General features: G+C 69.3%; 15 protein-coding genes. 6 read left to right on the forward strand and 9 right to left on the reverse strand.

From position 1 onward, the window contains the following. Positions 1-6: 6 nt before the first annotated feature. From AB0L60_RS26615 to AB0L60_RS26635, 5 genes are all read right to left on the reverse strand, one after another. Positions 7-306: a DUF1905 domain-containing protein gene (locus AB0L60_RS26615; RefSeq protein ID WP_354836966.1), complete on the reverse strand. Its 300-nt coding sequence runs from the start codon at positions 304-306 to the stop codon at positions 7-9. Positions 307-573: 267 nt separating this feature from the next. Continuing rightward, on the reverse strand, positions 574-1,122 hold the full coding sequence (locus tag AB0L60_RS26620) for a hypothetical protein (protein ID WP_364618812.1): 549 nt from the start codon (positions 1,120-1,122) through the stop codon (positions 574-576). 1 nt (position 1,123) lies between these two features. Beyond that, positions 1,124-2,857, reverse strand: coding sequence for a DEAD/DEAH box helicase (locus AB0L60_RS26625; protein WP_364618814.1), 1,734 nt, complete (start codon positions 2,855-2,857; stop codon positions 1,124-1,126). Between the two features lie 301 nt (positions 2,858-3,158). Further along, a complete protein-coding gene (locus tag AB0L60_RS26630; protein WP_033087939.1) occupies positions 3,159-3,353 on the reverse strand; it encodes a hypothetical protein in 195 nt (64 codons plus the stop codon). 477 nt (positions 3,354-3,830) lie between these two features. Beyond that, entirely contained in the window at positions 3,831-5,657 is a 1,827-nt protein-coding gene (locus AB0L60_RS26635) for an acyl-CoA dehydrogenase (protein WP_364618818.1), read from the reverse strand. Positions 5,658-5,871: 214 nt separating this feature from the next. Here AB0L60_RS26635 and AB0L60_RS26640 point away from each other — a divergent pair, with 214 nt between their 5' ends. The 3 genes from AB0L60_RS26640 to AB0L60_RS26650 all read left to right on the forward strand — a co-directional run bounded on the left by AB0L60_RS26640 (position 5,872) and on the right by AB0L60_RS26650 (position 8,011). After that, positions 5,872-6,246, forward strand: coding sequence for a DUF952 domain-containing protein (locus AB0L60_RS26640; RefSeq protein ID WP_364618821.1), 375 nt, complete (start codon positions 5,872-5,874; stop codon positions 6,244-6,246). Positions 6,247-6,336: 90 nt separating this feature from the next. Then, positions 6,337-6,819, forward strand: coding sequence for a cation:proton antiporter regulatory subunit (locus tag AB0L60_RS26645; protein WP_354836952.1), 483 nt, complete (start codon positions 6,337-6,339; stop codon positions 6,817-6,819). Between the two features lie 4 nt (positions 6,820-6,823). Further along, positions 6,824-8,011: a cation:proton antiporter gene (locus AB0L60_RS26650; RefSeq protein ID WP_364618825.1), complete on the forward strand. Its 1,188-nt coding sequence runs from the start codon at positions 6,824-6,826 to the stop codon at positions 8,009-8,011. On the opposite strand, the gene AB0L60_RS26655 is transcribed toward AB0L60_RS26650, so the two are convergent. Further along, complete coding sequence (locus AB0L60_RS26655; protein ID WP_364618828.1) at positions 7,910-8,788, reverse strand: rhomboid-like protein; 879 nt, start codon at positions 8,786-8,788, stop codon at positions 7,910-7,912. The two genes, AB0L60_RS26650 and AB0L60_RS26655, sit on opposite strands and share 102 nt — an antisense overlap. A gap of 148 nt (positions 8,789-8,936) precedes the next feature. On the opposite strand from AB0L60_RS26655, the gene AB0L60_RS26660 reads away from it, so the two are divergent. The 3 genes from AB0L60_RS26660 (at position 8,937) to AB0L60_RS26670 (ending at position 12,083) form a co-directional block, all read left to right on the forward strand. After that, on the forward strand, positions 8,937-10,352 hold the full coding sequence (locus AB0L60_RS26660) for an ethanolamine ammonia-lyase subunit EutB (protein ID WP_364618831.1): 1,416 nt from the start codon (positions 8,937-8,939) through the stop codon (positions 10,350-10,352). Positions 10,353-10,512: 160 nt separating this feature from the next. Next, positions 10,513-11,337, forward strand: coding sequence for an ethanolamine ammonia-lyase subunit EutC (gene eutC, locus AB0L60_RS26665; protein ID WP_364619182.1), 825 nt, complete (start codon positions 10,513-10,515; stop codon positions 11,335-11,337). Between the two features lie 149 nt (positions 11,338-11,486). Further along, complete coding sequence (locus AB0L60_RS26670; protein WP_364618834.1) at positions 11,487-12,083, forward strand: YdcF family protein; 597 nt, start codon at positions 11,487-11,489, stop codon at positions 12,081-12,083. A gap of 7 nt (positions 12,084-12,090) precedes the next feature. Here AB0L60_RS26670 and AB0L60_RS26675 read toward each other — a convergent pair whose 3' ends face one another. The 3 genes from AB0L60_RS26675 to AB0L60_RS26685 all read right to left on the reverse strand — a co-directional run bounded on the left by AB0L60_RS26675 (position 12,091) and on the right by AB0L60_RS26685 (position 16,360). Then, positions 12,091-13,671 carry a Na+/H+ antiporter gene (locus AB0L60_RS26675; protein ID WP_364618837.1) on the reverse strand — a complete coding sequence of 527 codons (1,581 nt, stop codon included), beginning with the start codon at positions 13,669-13,671 and terminating at the stop codon, positions 12,091-12,093. A gap of 126 nt (positions 13,672-13,797) precedes the next feature. Beyond that, complete coding sequence (locus tag AB0L60_RS26680; protein ID WP_364618840.1) at positions 13,798-14,811, reverse strand: MHYT domain-containing protein; 1,014 nt, start codon at positions 14,809-14,811, stop codon at positions 13,798-13,800. A 250-nt stretch (positions 14,812-15,061) separates the two neighbouring features. Further along, the gene (locus tag AB0L60_RS26685; protein ID WP_364618843.1) at positions 15,062-16,360 is read right to left on the reverse strand and encodes an FAD-dependent monooxygenase; all 1,299 of its coding nucleotides are present in this window, start codon (positions 16,358-16,360) and stop codon (positions 15,062-15,064) included. Positions 16,361-16,369: the final 9 nt, after the last annotated feature.

A 16,369-nucleotide genomic window follows, 5' to 3' on the forward strand; every position in this document is an offset into this window, starting at 1 on the left:
CGCGGACTACACCACCTGCAGCTCGACCTCGACCGGGTCGCCCGCGTTCAACCCCTCGGCGACGCGGACGGCCTTCTTCACCGGCAGCACATAGGTTCCGCGCTTGCCGTCGGGAAAGATCGAGGTCGACCACCGGCTGCCGCCGACCGCGACTTTCACCTTCACCGAGCCGAATCCTGAGGCGGTGTGCCCGAAGCGCTCCTCGATCTCGTCGGCGACCGACTCCGGCAGACTCACGAAATGCCAGGAGGCCTGTGCTTCCCATTCCCAGAGTTCGGCGGTGAACGCGTACGTGGAGATCGCCATGGGCCGACGGTAGCCGCCGGGTCCGACAGGCCGGAGTCAGCGGGCGGGGGAGACGCCCACTCGCGGTGGAAGGCGGCGACAGGCGCTCGGGGTGGCATAGCCGACACGGGTGGCGATGCGGGCGACCGGCAGGCCCGAAGCGAGCAGCGGGAGCGAGGCGGCCAGGCGTTCAACGGAACCGGGTCCGCCCGCGCGAGCGCGTCGAGGTAGCTCGCGCCGACGGGTTCGGAACCAACGCAACCGTATCCGCGCCGGTCGCAGCGGCTGTCAGCCGAAGTAGACCGCCGGATCGAGTGCGTCGATGGGCGTCCAGCGGGGGACCGACACCGGGGTGTCGGTGTCCGTGACCGGCGGTGCGCTCCGGTAGCCCTGGAGATCCAAGGCGAGCCAGGGATTTTCGTCGATCAGGCGGACCACCGCGTAGCAGGTGGCGAGCATGTGGAGGCAGCGGGCGTTGCGGGCGCGGCAGGAGCAGTCGGTGCTCGCGAGGATGGGCGTCACCGAGATCCCCGCGGCGATGACCGCGGCGTGCAGCTCGTCGCCGAGAGTGAGGGTGTCGGCGGGCACCACGACGGCGATGGCGTCGATGGTGGCGCGCGGGAGCGATGTCAGCTCCAGGTGCGTCACCGACGCCTCCGACCCGCGATGAATGTGCGCCCGCACCACGGTGCCCTCGATCTCGGTCCGGACTCCGTTGTTGCGGGCGACGCTGCGGGCGCGGGGGAGCAGCGGCTCGGGTTTGGTGAGGCTGAGCGGTTCCGCCAGCCGCACCCAGTCCTTGCCCCACGCCGTGTACCCGAATTCGTTGTCCGCCATCTCAGTTCCCCCGCTTCCGGCGCAGCAGCGCCAGCAGTCGTTCGTCGTCCAGTCGCGCCAGTTCCGCGACTCCGGCCGCATCGCTGAGGTCGGTGAGCGCCGACTTGCGGTCGTGCATGCCCGCGATGTGCTCCTCGATGGTGGTGCCCGAGGTCAGCGTGGTGACGGTGACGGTGCGGGTCTGCCCGATGCGATGCGCGCGATCCGACGCCTGCGCCTCCACCGCCGGATTCCACCAGCGGTCGAAATGGATGACGTCGGCGGCCCGCGTGAGCGTCAGCCCGGTACCCGCTGCGCGCAGGCTGAGCACCAATATGGGTGGGCCGTCCGGTGATTGGAAGTCCGCGACGATCTCCCCGCGCTGCTGCTGGTCGAGCCCGCCGTGGAAGAACGGCACCCGCACCCCGAATTCCTCGGCGCAGTGCCGGACCAGCAGTTCACCGGTCTTGCGGTACTGGGTGAACACCAGGGTGGGCGCGTCCACGTCGAGGTTGTTGGCCAGAATGTCGGAGCAGACGTCGAATTTCCCGGAGCGCCCGGCCAATTCGTCCAGCTCCCCGGTGATCAGCCCCGGGTGGTTGCACACCTGCTTGAGTTCGGTCAGCACCGCCAGCACCCGCGTGTGCCGCTGCGCGCCGGTCCCGAACCCGGCCGCCTCGGCCCGATCGAGCAGCCGGTCGTAGAGCTGCTCCTGCTCCGCGCTCAGATCGCACACCAGATCGCAGTGGATCTTGGCCGGCAGCGCGGCGGCCACCTGGGATTTGCGGCGGCCCAGCACGATCGGCTCGACGGCGTCCCGCAGCCGCAGCACCGCGCTCGCCGATCCCTCGCTGATCGGCCGCACGAACCGCCGCCGGAACTGTGCCCGGTGCGTGAACTCCTGCGGCGCGATCAGATTCAGCAGTGCCCACAGCTCGTCGAGGTGATTCTCCACCGGCGTACCCGTCAGCGCGATCCGCGCCTCGGCCGGAATCCCCCGCGCCGCCTTTGCCACCTGCGTGTGCGGATTCTTCAGCACCTGCGCCTCGTCGAAAATCACGGTGGCCCACCGCTGCCCGGCCAGCGCGGCACCGTGCCCGCGCAGGGTCGGATACCCGGTCACCACAATCGTTCCCGGCTCGGCCTCCGGCGCCGGCCCGCCCCGCCAGGCCACCGGGCGCAGTCCGGGCGCGAATCGCTCGATCTCGTGCGCCCAGTTGCCCACGAGTGATGTTGGACACACTACGAGTTGTGGCCCGTCCCCAGCCTTCCCGAGCAGGTACCCGATGGCCTGCACCGTCTTGCCCAGGCCCATCTCGTCGGCCAGCAGCGCGCCGCCGTGCGCGGCGGTGGCCTCGCGCAGCCAGGTGATGCCGCGCGCCTGATAGGGCCGCAGCTCGGCCTTCAGCCCGGACCGCAGTTCGGCGTCGAGCGCCACGGTGTCCCGCAGCGCCCGCAGGGTCCGCCCCGCCGAGACGACGGCGGTCCCGGTGGCATTCGGGACGGCGTGCGCGGCCACCGGCAGCCGCCGCGCCTCGACCTCCGTCTCGAGGGCCTCGCGGAGCAGACGTGTCGATTCCCCTGGATTTTCAATAGCGAGAGCACATAACCGGTCTGGTTCCACCAGAGCGCATTCCACGTCCGTGACACCGATGCCGTCCCGGCTGGGGACGGCGAGGGCGAGGGTCTCCACCTCGCCGAGGTCTCGCGGCGCGCTTCCGGTGGCGTGGCCGTTCCACGTCCAGAGCGCGACCATATGTCGATCCTGCAGGTAGGTGGCTTGTGAGGTCTGCGGCACCCGTCCGTTGTACCCGCCCGATCTCGCCGTGCGTACATGACGAATCTCGCGTTGCGTGCAACGGAATTCATGTGTCCCCGGCCACAGCTCAATTGGTGTGTCGCTGGTCACATTCCGCGTCGAATGGTCCCGTACACAGCAGCAGCGGGCGACCTGCTGGTCGCCCGCTGCCGGGTTTTCTGTTGGGAAGATTCAATTGTCGAGCGGGCTCTCGGAGAACGGTGACTCCCGATCGAGTCTCTCCGAGGTGGAGGAGCTGTTACAGCGCCGGTGCCGACTCCGTGTCGATCACGGCCTCGAGCTCACGAAGGCGATCCATGTGCTCGTTGGCGTGATGCTGGCAGAAGAGCAACTCTCCACCGGCAGGAAGGGTTGCGCGCACGCGCGCAGCCGCCCCGCAGCGGTCGCAACGATCGACCGCGGTCAGTGGGGTGCTTGTCAGGGTTCCTGGCATGACTCCTCCGTCCTGGCTCTGGGTGCCTCACGCACCGTTCGCCTGGTGTGGGGGCCCGCGGTCCAATCCGCGAACCTCGCTACCGCTACTTCCCAGCAGTGGTTGTTGACTACTCTCTCAGACGTTCGGCGCGAGCACTTTGTTCCCGTGCAGTTTCCCGTGTGTTTTCTGTAACACGACCTGCGATTTCGCTGAAAGCGAACAGGTCCTGAGGACTGCCCGTGAGGACTCCGCAACCTCCCGTTCGAACACGCTGATCGAGTTGTCTACCCGGAGAATACCCGGGCACACCGACACTCACACTCCGATTGGTCTCTGTGGCTGGGACGCCAGCAAACCGTAATCAAGGCGGCTGGATTGGAGACCGGTCCGCGACCGGCCTGACCTCGGCCCATGGCTGCGCGCCGACACCGCGGTGGTGAATCGGGTCACGGAGCCGTTCGCGCAGCGCGAAAGGCGGATTCGCGCCCCGGGGGCTCAGAACCAGGACTCGTCGAGTTCCAGGGTGGTGCGGTCGCCGGAGTCGAGCAGGTCGAATTGCGGTGTGGTGCGCGGAAGTTCCCAGCGGAAGAAGTACCGGGCGGCCAGCCGCTTCCCCTGCCGGAAGGTCTCCCACTCGGCCGTGTGCGGACGGTCCTGGGCGGACAGCGCGGTGGCGGTGACCGCCTGCTCGAGCCAGATCCAGGCCAGCACCACGTGGCCGAACGCCTCCAGGTAGACCGCCGAATTGGCCAGGGCCGCCTCGGGATTGCCCGCGCGCCACAGGCCCGCCGTGGTGGCGGCCAGGCGCCCGGTGGCGGCCTCGAGGGCGGCGGCGTACTCGGCGAGCTCGGCGTCACCGGTCGCGCGGGCGGCGGCGATGGTGGCGGCCATGGTCTCCAGCAGCGCGGCCAGGGCCGCGCCATTGTCCAGGGTGACCTGGCGGCCGAGCAGGTCCATGCTCTGAATGCCGTGAGTGCCTTCGTGAATCGGGTTGAGGCGGTTGTCGCGGTAGTGCTGCTCGACGTCGTAGTCGCGGGTGTAGCCGGCGCCGCCGTGGATCTGGATGGCCAGATCGTTGGCGGCCAGGCACCACTGGCTGGGCCAGGACTTGGCGATGGGGGTGAGGATACGCAGCAGGGTGGCGGCGCGCGCCCGGTCGGATTCGCCTGCCGCGGTGCGGTGTTCGTCGATCAGTTTGCCGCAGTACAGCTGCAGCGCGAGTGCGCCTTCGGCATAGGATTTCTGGGCCAGCAGCATGCGCCGCACATCCGGGTGCTCGATGATCGGCACCTGCGCGCCGCCGCGGGCGCTGACCGGGCGGCCCTGCGGGCGGGTGCGGGCATAGTCGAGGGACTTGAGGTAGCCGGTGTAGCCCAGCGCGGTGGAGGCCAGGCCGACGCCGATGCGGGCCTCGTTCATCATCGTGAACATCTGGGCCAGACCGTGATTCGGCGCGCCCACCAGATAGCCGATCGCGCCCGGCTCCCCGCCGGGGGTGAAGTTGCCGTCGCCGAAGACGGGGGCGGTGTTGACGGTGCCGCGCCAGCCCATCTTGTGGTTGATTCCCGACAGCACGACATCGTTGTGGACGATCGGGTTGCCCTCGGCGTCGGGCAGGAACTTGGGGACGACGAACAGCGAGATACCGCGGGTACCCTCCGGTGCGCCCGGAATGCGGGCCAGCACCAGGTGCACGATGTTCTCCGAGAGGTCGTGGTCGCCGCCGGAGATCCACATCTTGTGCCCGAACAGACGGTAGGAGCCGTCGGCGGCGGGCACGGCGCGGGTGGTGATGTCGGCCAGGCTGGACCCTGCCTGCGGTTCCGACAGGGCCATGGTGCCGAAGCTGCGGCCCTCCAGCATCGGGCGCACGTAGGCGTCGATCTGCTCCGGGCTGCCGTGCGCGGCAAGCAGATTCGCATTGCCGGTGGTGAGCAGCACGTAGGCGGCGGTGCCGACATTGGCGGCGTGGAACCACGACATGCACGCGGTGTAGACCGAGTGCGGCAGCTGCATGCCGCCGATCTCGTAATCCATTGCCGCGCCGATCATTCCGGCGTCGGCGAAGGCCTGCAGCGCCTTGCCGACCGCGGGGATGATGTGCACGCGCTCGCCGTCGAAGGTGGGCTCGTGCAGATCGTTCTCGCGATTGTGCGGCGCGAAGTAGGTGGTGGCCAGGTCCTGGCACAGCCGCAGCACCTGGTCGAAGGTGTCGCGGGAGTGGTCGGCGAAGCGGTCGCGCGCCGTCAGCGACTCCACCTGCAGCCAGTCGTAGAGCAGGAACTCGAGGTCGCGGGCGGACATGATGCTGGACGGATTCATGGTTCCTCGAGCGGTCGGGTACAGGGGGTCGTACCTGCCGGTCTACCAGATGGCGCGGGACCGTCCGAGGGGGCGGGGGAGCATCGCCGGTCTGGGCTCAGGAACGCGCGATCAGCCGCTTCGCCTCTGCCCGGGTGGGCGTCAACGACATCTCCGTCCACGTGGCCCGGCCCGAGCCGTTCTGAACCCAGGGGCACTCACCTAGATTGGACGGGTGGGAACCGAACAGGACACGACGCCGCCGACCCTGCTGCACATCTGCTCCCGGGCCGAATGGGAAAACGCCGGCGCCGCAGGCGAATACCGCGCCACCTCGCTGGCCGAGACCGGATTCATCCACCTCTCCGCGCCCTACCAGGCCCACCTGCCGGCCAATCGACTCTTCGCCGGCCGCACCGATCTCGTGCTGCTGCATCTGGATCCGGCCCGGCTCGGTTCCCCGGTGAAGTGGGAGCCGGGCGTGCCCACCGACCCGGACTCCATGACCTTCCCGCACCTGTACGGCCCGCTGCCGCTGACCGCGGTCGTCGAGGTCACCGATTTCCTGCCCGGCCCCGACGGATCGTTCGCGCCGCTCACCACGGAGTGACACGGTGCCCGCACCGTGCGACTCGTGTGGGCGGGGTACGCCGCAACGTAGCTCCCCGGGATTCGCACGGGTTGTCCTAATCTGGACTGCGTGAACGTCGATGTGACAGCGCTGCCCGGTATCGGTGTGCGGAAGGATTTCGAGGTCAGATCGGGACGGCGGATCGGGGTGGTGGCGCACCGGGACGGCGGCATCGATCTGATCGTGTCGCAGCGGGACGACCCGGACGCGTGCCTGGCCCAGGTGCCCCTGACGACCGACGAGGCGGCGGTCCTGGCCAATCTGCTGGGCGCGCCCCAGTTGGTGCAGCAGCTCAAGGAAGAACACTCGGACCTACCCGGGATCACCACCAGACAGCTCACCATCGGCGGCAATTCGCCCTACCGGGGACGCATGCTCGGCGAGACCGCCATGCGGACCCGGACCAAGGCCTCCATCGTGGCCATCATGCGGGCGGGGCAACTGCACCCGTCACCGGGACCTGATCAGGTGCTCGACTCCGGGGACGTGCTCGTCGTCGTCGGGACGCCGCACGGGCTGGACGCGGCCGCTCGCATTCTGGCCGACGGCTGACCCTGTGGATTCGACCGGTCTAGCCCTGTTCGAACTCGGCGCGATCTTGTTCGCGCTCGGCATGCTGGGGCGACTGGCCGCCCGCTTCGGCATGTCGCCGATTCCCCTCTACCTGCTCGGCGGCCTGGCCTTCGGCGAGGGCGGCATCGTGAAGATGCGCGCCGCCACCGAATTCGGGCACACGGCCGGCGAGATCGGCGTGGTGCTGCTGCTCCTGCTGCTCGGATTGGAGTACACCGCAGCCGAATTGGTGACCGGACTGCGTCGCTCCTGGCTGGCCGGTCTGGTCGACATCGTCGTCAATGCCACGCCGGGTGTGGTGGTGGCGCTGATCCTGGACTGGGGCGCGGTCGGCGCGGTCACCATGGGCGGCGTCACCTACATCTCGTCCTCCGGGATCGTCGCCAAGGTGCTCAACGACCTGGGCCGCCTCGGTAACCGCGAGACGCCGGTGGTGCTGTCCATCCTGGTGTTCGAGGATCTGGCCATGGCGGTGTACCTGCCGATCCTCACCATGATGCTGGCCGGGCTGAGCTTCGCCAGCGGGCTGCGCTCGCTGGCCATCGCGCTGGTGGCGATCACGGTGGTGCTCATCGTGGCGCTGCGCTACGGCCGCTACGTGTCGGCCATCGTGGACAGCAACGATCGGGAAGTGTTCCTGCTCAAGCTGCTCGGTGCGGCGCTGCTGGTGTCGGGCGCGGCCTCAGCGCTGAACGTGTCGGCGGCGGTGGGCGCGTTCCTGCTCGGCATCGCCATCTCCGGGTCCACCGCGCAGGAGGCGGTGAAACTCCTCGAACCGCTGCGGGATCTGTTCGCGGCCCTCTTCTTCGTGGCCTTCGGGCTCAGCACCGACCCCGGGGCGATCCCGCCGGTACTGGGCTGGGCGATCCTGCTGGCCTTCGTGACCACGCTGACCAAGCTCGGCACCGGCTGGTGGGCGGCGTCGCGGCAGGGCATCCGCCGGATGGGCCGGGCGCGCGCGGGCGCGGCGCTGGTGGCGCATGGCGAATTCTCCATCGTCATCGCCGGCCTCGCGGTTTCGCTGGGCGGCGTGAGCAGGCGGCTGGCCGCGCTGGCCTCGGCCTACGTGCTAATGATGGCCGTGCTCGGCCCGATCGCGGCGCGTCTCGTCGAGCCGGTCGTCCGGTTCGCCCAGCGTGGGCGCGGCCGCGTCGATCCCGTGCCCGGCTGAATCCCCGGCCGGGGACGGATTCGCGGCCGCCCGGGCCGGCTTCGCCGCGGCCCTGCGCGCTTGCACCGCGGCCAGGCGGTGGGAGAGCGCCACCGCGATCGCGCCCACCGTGAAACCGATGAGCAGCGCGAAAAAATGGCCGTAGTCGGTGAAGGTGCGGCCGTGCCAGACGCCGTAGGCGTACCAGACCACCATGGCCAGCGCCCACAGCCAGCGGGCCGGGCCGCGCAGCCGGAAGGTCAGCGCGGCCATCATGGCCGAGATGCCGTAGCTGGGGCCGACATCCGAGGCGAACGCCACCCTGGTCGGGATCAGCTGCTTGTCGAGCTTGTGGGCGATACCGAGCACCGTGATCAAGGTGGCGCCGACATGACCGGTGGCCACCACCAGGATCCAGCGCAGCGACCCCAGCCAGCGCTCGGCCAGCGCCATCAGGGTGATGAGGATGAGAATGTCGCCCCAGGGGAAGCCGCCGTCGGTCCAGAAAGCCGAGGCCACCAGCACCTGGATCGGATCCTTCTGCATATTGCGCAGATTCGTGGAGGCGGAGAAGATCAGCCGCCGGCCCACGATGTCACTGGCCCCGCGCAGCGTCCACCAGGTGATGAACAGGGTGAAGGCGTAGGCGATGCACGCCGGGGTGACCGCCAGCAGATTCCGATAGGCCCGGACCGCGCGCCGCAACCGGTGCGGCTGCCGCCACCAGGCACCGAGGGTGCGGAACCGCTCGCCGAGATCGACGGTGCGCAGCCAGGGCGACTGATAGGTGCCTGCCATGGCGCCATGGTATCCCGGGGCCACCGGCCGACCTCCGCGTCGCGGGGGAGAAGGCCGGTCCCGCGCAGTCCGGCACGCGTAACGCGTAGTAATGCCGGGGGAAAGCGGTGGTTACCGACCGGCAATATGGGCCCGGACCATCGGGAGGGTGATCTTCCATCAGCGCCTGGGCGGCAGCACCTACACCTTCGACGGGCTGGTCGAACTGCTGGCCAAAGCCACACCGCGGCGCAGCGGGGACGAACTGGCGGGGTGCGCGGCGCACTCCGATGCCGAGCGGGCGGCGGCGCAGTGGGCGCTGGCCGAGGTGTCGCTGGGCGTCTTCCTGGAGGATCCGGTGGTGCCGTACGAGACCGACGAGGTCACGCGGTTGATCATCGACGGGCACGATCGCGGTGCGTTCCAGGCGATTTCGCATCTGACGGTGGGCGGGCTGCGGGACTGGCTGCTCGCGGTGGCCGCCCGGCCCGATGCCGCGGCCACCCTGCGGGCGGTCGCACCCGGGCTCACGCCCGAGATGGCCGCGGCCGTCAGCAAACTCATGCGCAATCAGGACCTCATCGCGGTCGCGCGGGCGGCCGAGGTGCGCTCCGGGTTCCGGACCAGCATCGGGGTGCCGGGCACGCTCGCCACCCGATTGCAGCCCAACCATCCGACCGATGATCCGCGCGGAATCGCCGCGGCGGTGCTGGACGGGCTGCTGCTGGGGTGCGGGGACGCGGTGATCGGCATCAATCCGGCCACCGATTCGCCGCAGGCCACGGCGGATCTGCTGTACCTGCTCGACGAGGTGCGGCAGCGCTTCGAGATTCCGACGCAGTCGTGTGTGCTCTCGCATGTCACCACCACGCTCGGGCTCATCGAGGCGGGGGCGCCGGTGGATCTGGTGTTTCAGTCCATCGCGGGCACCCAGGGCGCGAATTCCGGCTTCGGCGTGACCATCTCGCTGCTGCGCGAGGCCAACGAGGCGGGCCGGTCGCTGCGTCGCGGGACCGTGGGCGGCAACGTCATGTACCTGGAAACCGGTCAGGGCTCGGCGCTGTCGGCGGGCGCGCACCTGGGCGCCGGCGGCAAGCCGGTCGACCAGCAGACCCTCGAGGCCCGCGCCTACGCCATCGCCCGCGACCTGGACCCGTTCCTGATCAATACGGTGGTCGGTTTCATCGGCCCCGAATACCTCTACGACGGCAAGCAGATCATCCGCGCCGGCCTCGAGGACCACTTCTGCGGCAAGCTCCTCGGACTTCCCATGGGTGTCGACGTCTGCTACACCAATCACGCCGAAGCCGACCAGGACGACATGGACACCCTGCTCACCGTGCTGGCCGCGGCGGGCTGCCCCTTCGTCATCGCGGTCCCCGGCGCCGACGACGTCATGCTCGGCTACCAGAGCCTCGCCTACCACGACGCCCTCTATGCCCGGCAGATCCTCGATCTCCGCCCCGCCCCCGAATTCGCCGCCTGGCTCGACGGTCTCGGCATGATGGACTCGACCGGCCGCATCCTTCCCGTCGAGCCCCTGTCCTCCCCGCTGCGTGCGCTGGCTGCCAAGGGGGCGGCGTGAGCATCGGCGCCACCTCGACCGCTGCGCGAAAGCGATTCTGCGCGACCAGGATTGGACCGTGCATCGCGCAGGCTCGGCCGGTGGCGTCGACCGGAGTCGCCGACAACGCCGGCCCTTACCCGGAGGGAGACCAGTGAGCCCGATCGAACCCGTGCGCCCGATCCGCCGCACCGAGGATATTGCCGCGCAAGCGTTCTGGGACGGACTGCGGCGCAGTACGCAGGCGCGGATCGGGCTCGGGCGCACCGGGGACGCGCTGTCCACCGCGGAGGTGCTCGAGTTCCGGGCGGCTCATGCCGCGGCCCGGGATGCCGTGCACAGTCCGCTCGATATCACGGCCCTGGCCGCCGAGGTGCGGGGTCTCGGGCTGGGCGAGCCGGTGCACGTGCGCAGCAGAGCGAGCGATCGCTCGGAGTATTTGCGGCGTCCGGATCTCGGGCGGCTGCCCGAAACCGATGACCCGGCGGTGCCGCACAGCGGGGCGGACGTGGGTTTCGTTCTGGCGGAAGGGCTTTCGTCGAGGGCACTCGCCGATCACGGGGTTCCGATGCTCGCGGCGTTGCTCGCGGCGTTCGAGGGGCGATACACGCTCGCTCCGCCGGTGATCGCCACGCAGGCCCGGGTGGCGCTGGGGGATCACATCGGTGCGGCGCTGGGCGTGCGGACGGTGCTGGTGTTGATCGGGGAGCGGCCCGGGCTGTCGGTCGCCGACAGTCTCGGGATCTATCTCACCCATTGCCCGCGACCCGGACGATTTGATTCCGAGCGGAACTGCATCTCGAATATTCATCCGCCCGAAGGGCTCTCGTACGCGCGTGCGGCTCACGTCGTCGCGGGGTTGGTCGATGGTGCTCGTCAGCTCGGCCGGTCGGGGGTCGATCTGAAGGACACATCGGCCGACCGCGTGCTCACCGATGCGGGCGCGATCTCGGTGGACGCCCCGCGGCCCGTCGCGGGGACGGTGCGTGACCAGGCGAAACACTGAGCGGTGCGCGACTCACCTACATCGTCGCGTTCTGGCCGAATCCGCGGCCGCCCGGCCTCGCCGCCGGCGCGGGAAGTACTGTTCACCCGGGCTTGTGGCAGGCCGCTCGAACAGTGCCGACTCGGCGCGGAGCAGGAGGTACAGGCGGGATGCGACGATGGCGAGTGGTGCTGGCGCTGGCGGGAACCGCGGTGCTGGTGCCGTTCCTCGGGTTCACCGGCTATACGGTCGGTCGCGCGCGAGTTTCCCCGCGGCCCGGCGCGGACGTGGTGGTCGTGCTCGGTTGCCGGCTGCGCCACGATCGGGTTGCACCGATGCTTGCCAGACGGCTGAACCGGACGCTCGAGGTGGTGGGAGAGGAACGCCGCCGCGGCCGTACGCCGCTGCTGGTGGTGTCGGGCGGGCAGAGCGGGCGCGAAACCGTGACCGAGGCCGAGGCGATGGCTGATTATCTTGTGGCGCAGGGCATTCCGGACGACCACATCCTGCGCGAGAACCGGTCCCGCAATACCGAGGAGAATCTGCGGTTCACCGTCCTGGAGTTACGCAGGCGCGGCACGGATCCGGAGCAGGTGCGAATAACCGTGGTCACCAGTGACTTTCACGTGTTGCGGACGGCCGGGCTGGTCCGGCGGCTGGGGCTGCGCGCTCAGGTCACCGGCGCGCGTACCTCGCGGCTGCTGACCCGGAAATCCTTCCTGCGGGAATTCGTCGCCGTCCTGGTGAAGCTGGGGCGGACCGGGTAGCGGTCGGTCACCGGCGCAGGTCCAGCCGGCGCATGACGCGGTCCACCACATCGGGCGGGACCCCCGGTTCGCGGCGTGCGGCCAGCGCCTCGGCCCGGCCCGCTTCCAGCACCTCATTGGTGATGGAGCGCATCTTCGTGGTGAAGGCCAGCGTGCGATCGGTGTGCGTCCGGGGATTGTCCTCGGCGGCCTCCGGATCCGCCTGGGCCAGACGGCGTTCGAATCCCGTGCGCAGCCGGTCGTAGACCTCCTCGGGCAGGTGCTCGGTCTCCGAGATCTCCTTGAGCCGGGCCAGTTCGGCCTCCAGCACCCGGGTCCAGAGCTGGCGCTCGAAGGCGCGCTCGGTGCCGGTGTCGGCGTGCACGCCGGTCGCCCGCACCACGGCGGGCAGGGTCGGGCCCTGTAGCAGCAGTGTGAACAGCACCACCGCGATGGCGGTGAACAGGATTTCGGTGCGGCCCGGGAACGGTTGTCCGCTGTCGGTGGTGAACGGCACGGCGAGTGCCAGCGCCACCGTGGCGACCCCGCGCATGCCCGCCCACCAGGTGACCACGGTCTCGCGCCAGGTATGGGGCTCGTCCTTGTCGCGGGTGCGCCACCACGATCGGAAGATCACGGTCGTGGTCAGCAGCCAGATCAGCCGCAACCCCACCACCACCGCGATGATCACCACCGCCCCGCCGATGAAGCGCGGCCAGTCGGGTCCGGCGTCGCGCAGTACCGTGCTCAGCTCGAGTCCGATCAGGCCGAAAGCGAAACCGGTGACCAGCATTTCGGTGATCTCCCAGAAGGAGTCGCCGACCAGCCGGTAGTCGCTGTCGCTGAAATCGGCTGCGGCATGTGTGAGATACATCGAGCAGACCAGCACCGCCAGCACCGCCGACCCGCCCCGCGACTCCGAGAGCCCGTAGGCGGCGAACGGCAGCAGCAGTCCCAGCGCCACCCGCCACGGGGCCTCGTCCAGCCGCTGCATGAGTTTGCTTCCGGCCCAGCCGAACAGCAGCCCGACCACCGCCCCGACCAGCGCCGACACCAGGAAATCGCGGAATGCGCCCCAGGCCGAGAAGGAACCGGTCACCACGGCCTGAATCGCCGCCGTGTAGAGGACGATCGCGGTCACGTCATTGAACAGGCCCTCGCCCTCGAGCACCGCGACCAGACGCCGGGGCAGGCCCAGCTTGCCGGCCAGCGCCGAGACCGCCACCGGATCCGGCGGCGCGACCAGGGCGCCGAGCGCCACCGCGGCACCGATCGGCACGGCCGGATACCAGAGGTGAAAGGCCCAGGCCACGGCTGCGGTGGTCACGATGACCAGCACCACCGCGCGCAGGCTGATGGCCACCCAGTTCTCGGCGAACTGCCGCCAGGAGGTGCGCCGTGCGGCCGCGTACAGCAGGGGCGGCAGCACCAGCGGCAGGATGAGTTCGGGATCGATCTCGATATTGGGCACCTGCGGAATCAGGGCCAGCACCACGCCGAAGGCGGTCATGAGGACCGCCGGGGCCTGGCCCAGCCGCCGTCCGAGCGGCTGGGCCAGGATGGTCGCGAACAGGACCGCGAAGATCAACTCCAGCTGGTGGTGCTCCACGGCAGTCAGTTTGCTGCCGATGTGCCCCAAAGTCGAACACCGGAACCGGATTCTCAGCGAATCGGGTCGGCAATTCTCAGCCTGTCCGGTTGAGAACGGATATTGCCCATAGTCGGGCGGGTTCGGCTATGGGTAGCGGGTACTGCGCTGCGGCGGAACCGGATTCCGGTCGGGGCGCGCCGCCGGGCCGCCGGCCGCCGGGTAGAACTGGTCCGAACGCCAGTCGCCGGGTGGGGACATCTCATGGCGGCCGGGCGCCTGATAGTCGGCGGCCGGTGCGTATAGGCCCGCGGTCCGGTAGTCGCGCGGACCGGGCTCGTCCTGGCCGGAACCTCGCGTGTCGGCCGCCGCCGAGACCGCCCGCAGCGACCAGCCCGCGCGCGCCGCCGTTTCGGGCTGATCCGGTTCGGGCATCATGGAGCGTTCGTCCACCTCGGTGAGTCCGACGTGAATGAGCAGGACGAGCGTCACCATGCTGACGCTGATCATCAGCGGGGCCAGCAGTTCCATCGCGCCCGCGCCCCGCGGGGTGGCCGGATTATCCATGTGGTGCGCGCTCATCGACGCCATGCCGGTGTAGTGCATGCCGCAGACCGCGACACCCATGATCAGGGCCGCGCCGATGGTGGCCCAGATACCAGTGATGACCAGCGTGAACCACAGCGCCACGGTGGCCGCGACCACCGCGATCACCATGGACAGCGTGACGATGCCGGCGTTGTAGTCGATCATGGCGTCGGACCGCATGGCGTACATGCCCGAGTAGTGCATGGCGCCGACGCCCAGCCCGGTGACCGCGCCGCCCGCGAACAGTGACAAACGGCCGAATGGCTCGCGGGCCACGATGAACAGGCCCATCCACACCACGGTGACCGAGATGACGGCGCTGAGCAGGGTGAGCGGCACGTTGTACTTGACCACCGCACCGCGGATGGTGAAGCCCAGCATGGCGACGAAGTGCATCACCCAGATGCCGGTGCCGCCGATGGCCACGGCCGCCGAGATGAGCCAGCCGCTGCGTCCGTCCCCGGACCGGGCCCGTGCCGTACACCGCAGACCGAGCAAGGATCCGGTGACGGACATGACGTACGCCAGTACGGGAGTGATCCAACCGTAGCTGAAGTGGTGAATTTCCAGCACTCGAACTCCATTGCCAGAACAGGGGTTTCGCGATCGCGGGGGCGACGACGGCACACTACCGGGCATGGTTCGGATTGGGAAATTGAAAGGGAATGTTTCATTCAAATTACTTCCGGCTGGGACGTCTCCGCCGGATCAGCAATCTGCGGGCCTTCTTAATGTCATGTGCGCGTTGGACTTTGGACATCCGAGGGTGGTGATCCGCATGTGCCACCCGCTCGCCGGACGGGCGGCACATGCACGGCAGCTATCACTCGGCACCCAAGTCGGCGAACATCTTTCGCTTCATGGCGGGCACGGCGTTGGCGGTGCGGAAGACGAGTTTGCCGGCGCCACGCGCGAACCGGCTGTCGGATACCGACTGGGTGGCCGCGGTCAGCGAGGTCCGCACCGCCGCGAAGCCGTAGTCGATCATGTCCGTTTCGTATCGGTGAATGCCCTCGAGCAGTCCGAGCTCACGGCGTTCGGCGGCCACCAGTGCGCGGCACAGCCCCCGGGCGTCGCGCAGTGCGGTGTTCGCGCCGATACCGGCGAACGGGGTCATGCTGTGCACCGCATCGCCGAGCAGCGTGACATTCGTGGTCTGCCAGGCCGGGATCGGGACCGAGGTCTTGATCGGCAGCAGGGTGGCGGTCTCCGGATCGGAATCGGCGACCAGCGCCCGCAATTCGGGCGCCCATCCGGTGGTCATGCGCACGGCCAGCTCGTGCAGGCCGACGGACGGGAGCGCCTCCAGGTCGGCGCCGTAGCGTTCGCGTTTGGCCGCGAAGGCCCAGAAGACGTACGGCTGGGTGTTGTCGAGGAGCAGCCCGGGTTCGAGGCCGGGCTGGTTCCCAGCGATGCGTTCCGCACCGGCGGGGGTGTCGAATTCATGTGGGGCGAGGAACATTCCGCAGCCAATCGGCGGGATGACGCTGAGCGGATTGCGCAGCAGCCGGGCGTCCAGGCGGGCCCGCGATTCCGGCGTCAGGCCGTATTTGCCTGCGATGGTGACGATTCCGGTGTCCACGCGCTCGGCGTGCGGGAGGTATTGCGCCCGTACCCGGGAGGTGCCGCCGTCCGCGCCGACCAGGACATCACCGATCTCGGAGTCGCCGTTGCCGAAATGGGCCCGGATCCGGCCGTCGGGCAGGCGCTCATAGCGGTCGAACATGCTGCCGTAGTGGACGACATCGCCCAGATCGGCGAGCAGTAGCTGCCGCAGGGTGATCCGGCTGATGCCGTAATGTCCGCCGGCGGTGTGCTCACCCTCCTCCGGATCGATCTGGAGCAGTTCCCGCAATTGTTCCGTGACGAAACCGAACCCGTTGCCGCCCTTGCCCGCACACGCGACGAAGGTCGAATACAGCTCCGGCGACAGCAGTTCCGCCAGGGCATGGCTGCCGTGCGGGTTGATGTGGATGCGGAAACCCTGCAGCCGGTCGGTGCGCTGGGTTTCGCGTTCGTGCACGCTGACGCTCACGCCGGCGCGGCGCAGGCCGTTGGCGAGCGCCAGCCCGCCGATGCCGCCACCGGCGATGATCACGTGCAGGGGTGTGTTGGTGGCCATGACAATTGG

This window comes from Nocardia sp. NPDC051981 (assembly GCF_040680715.1).
Lineage (GTDB): Bacteria > Actinomycetota > Actinomycetes > Mycobacteriales > Mycobacteriaceae > Nocardia.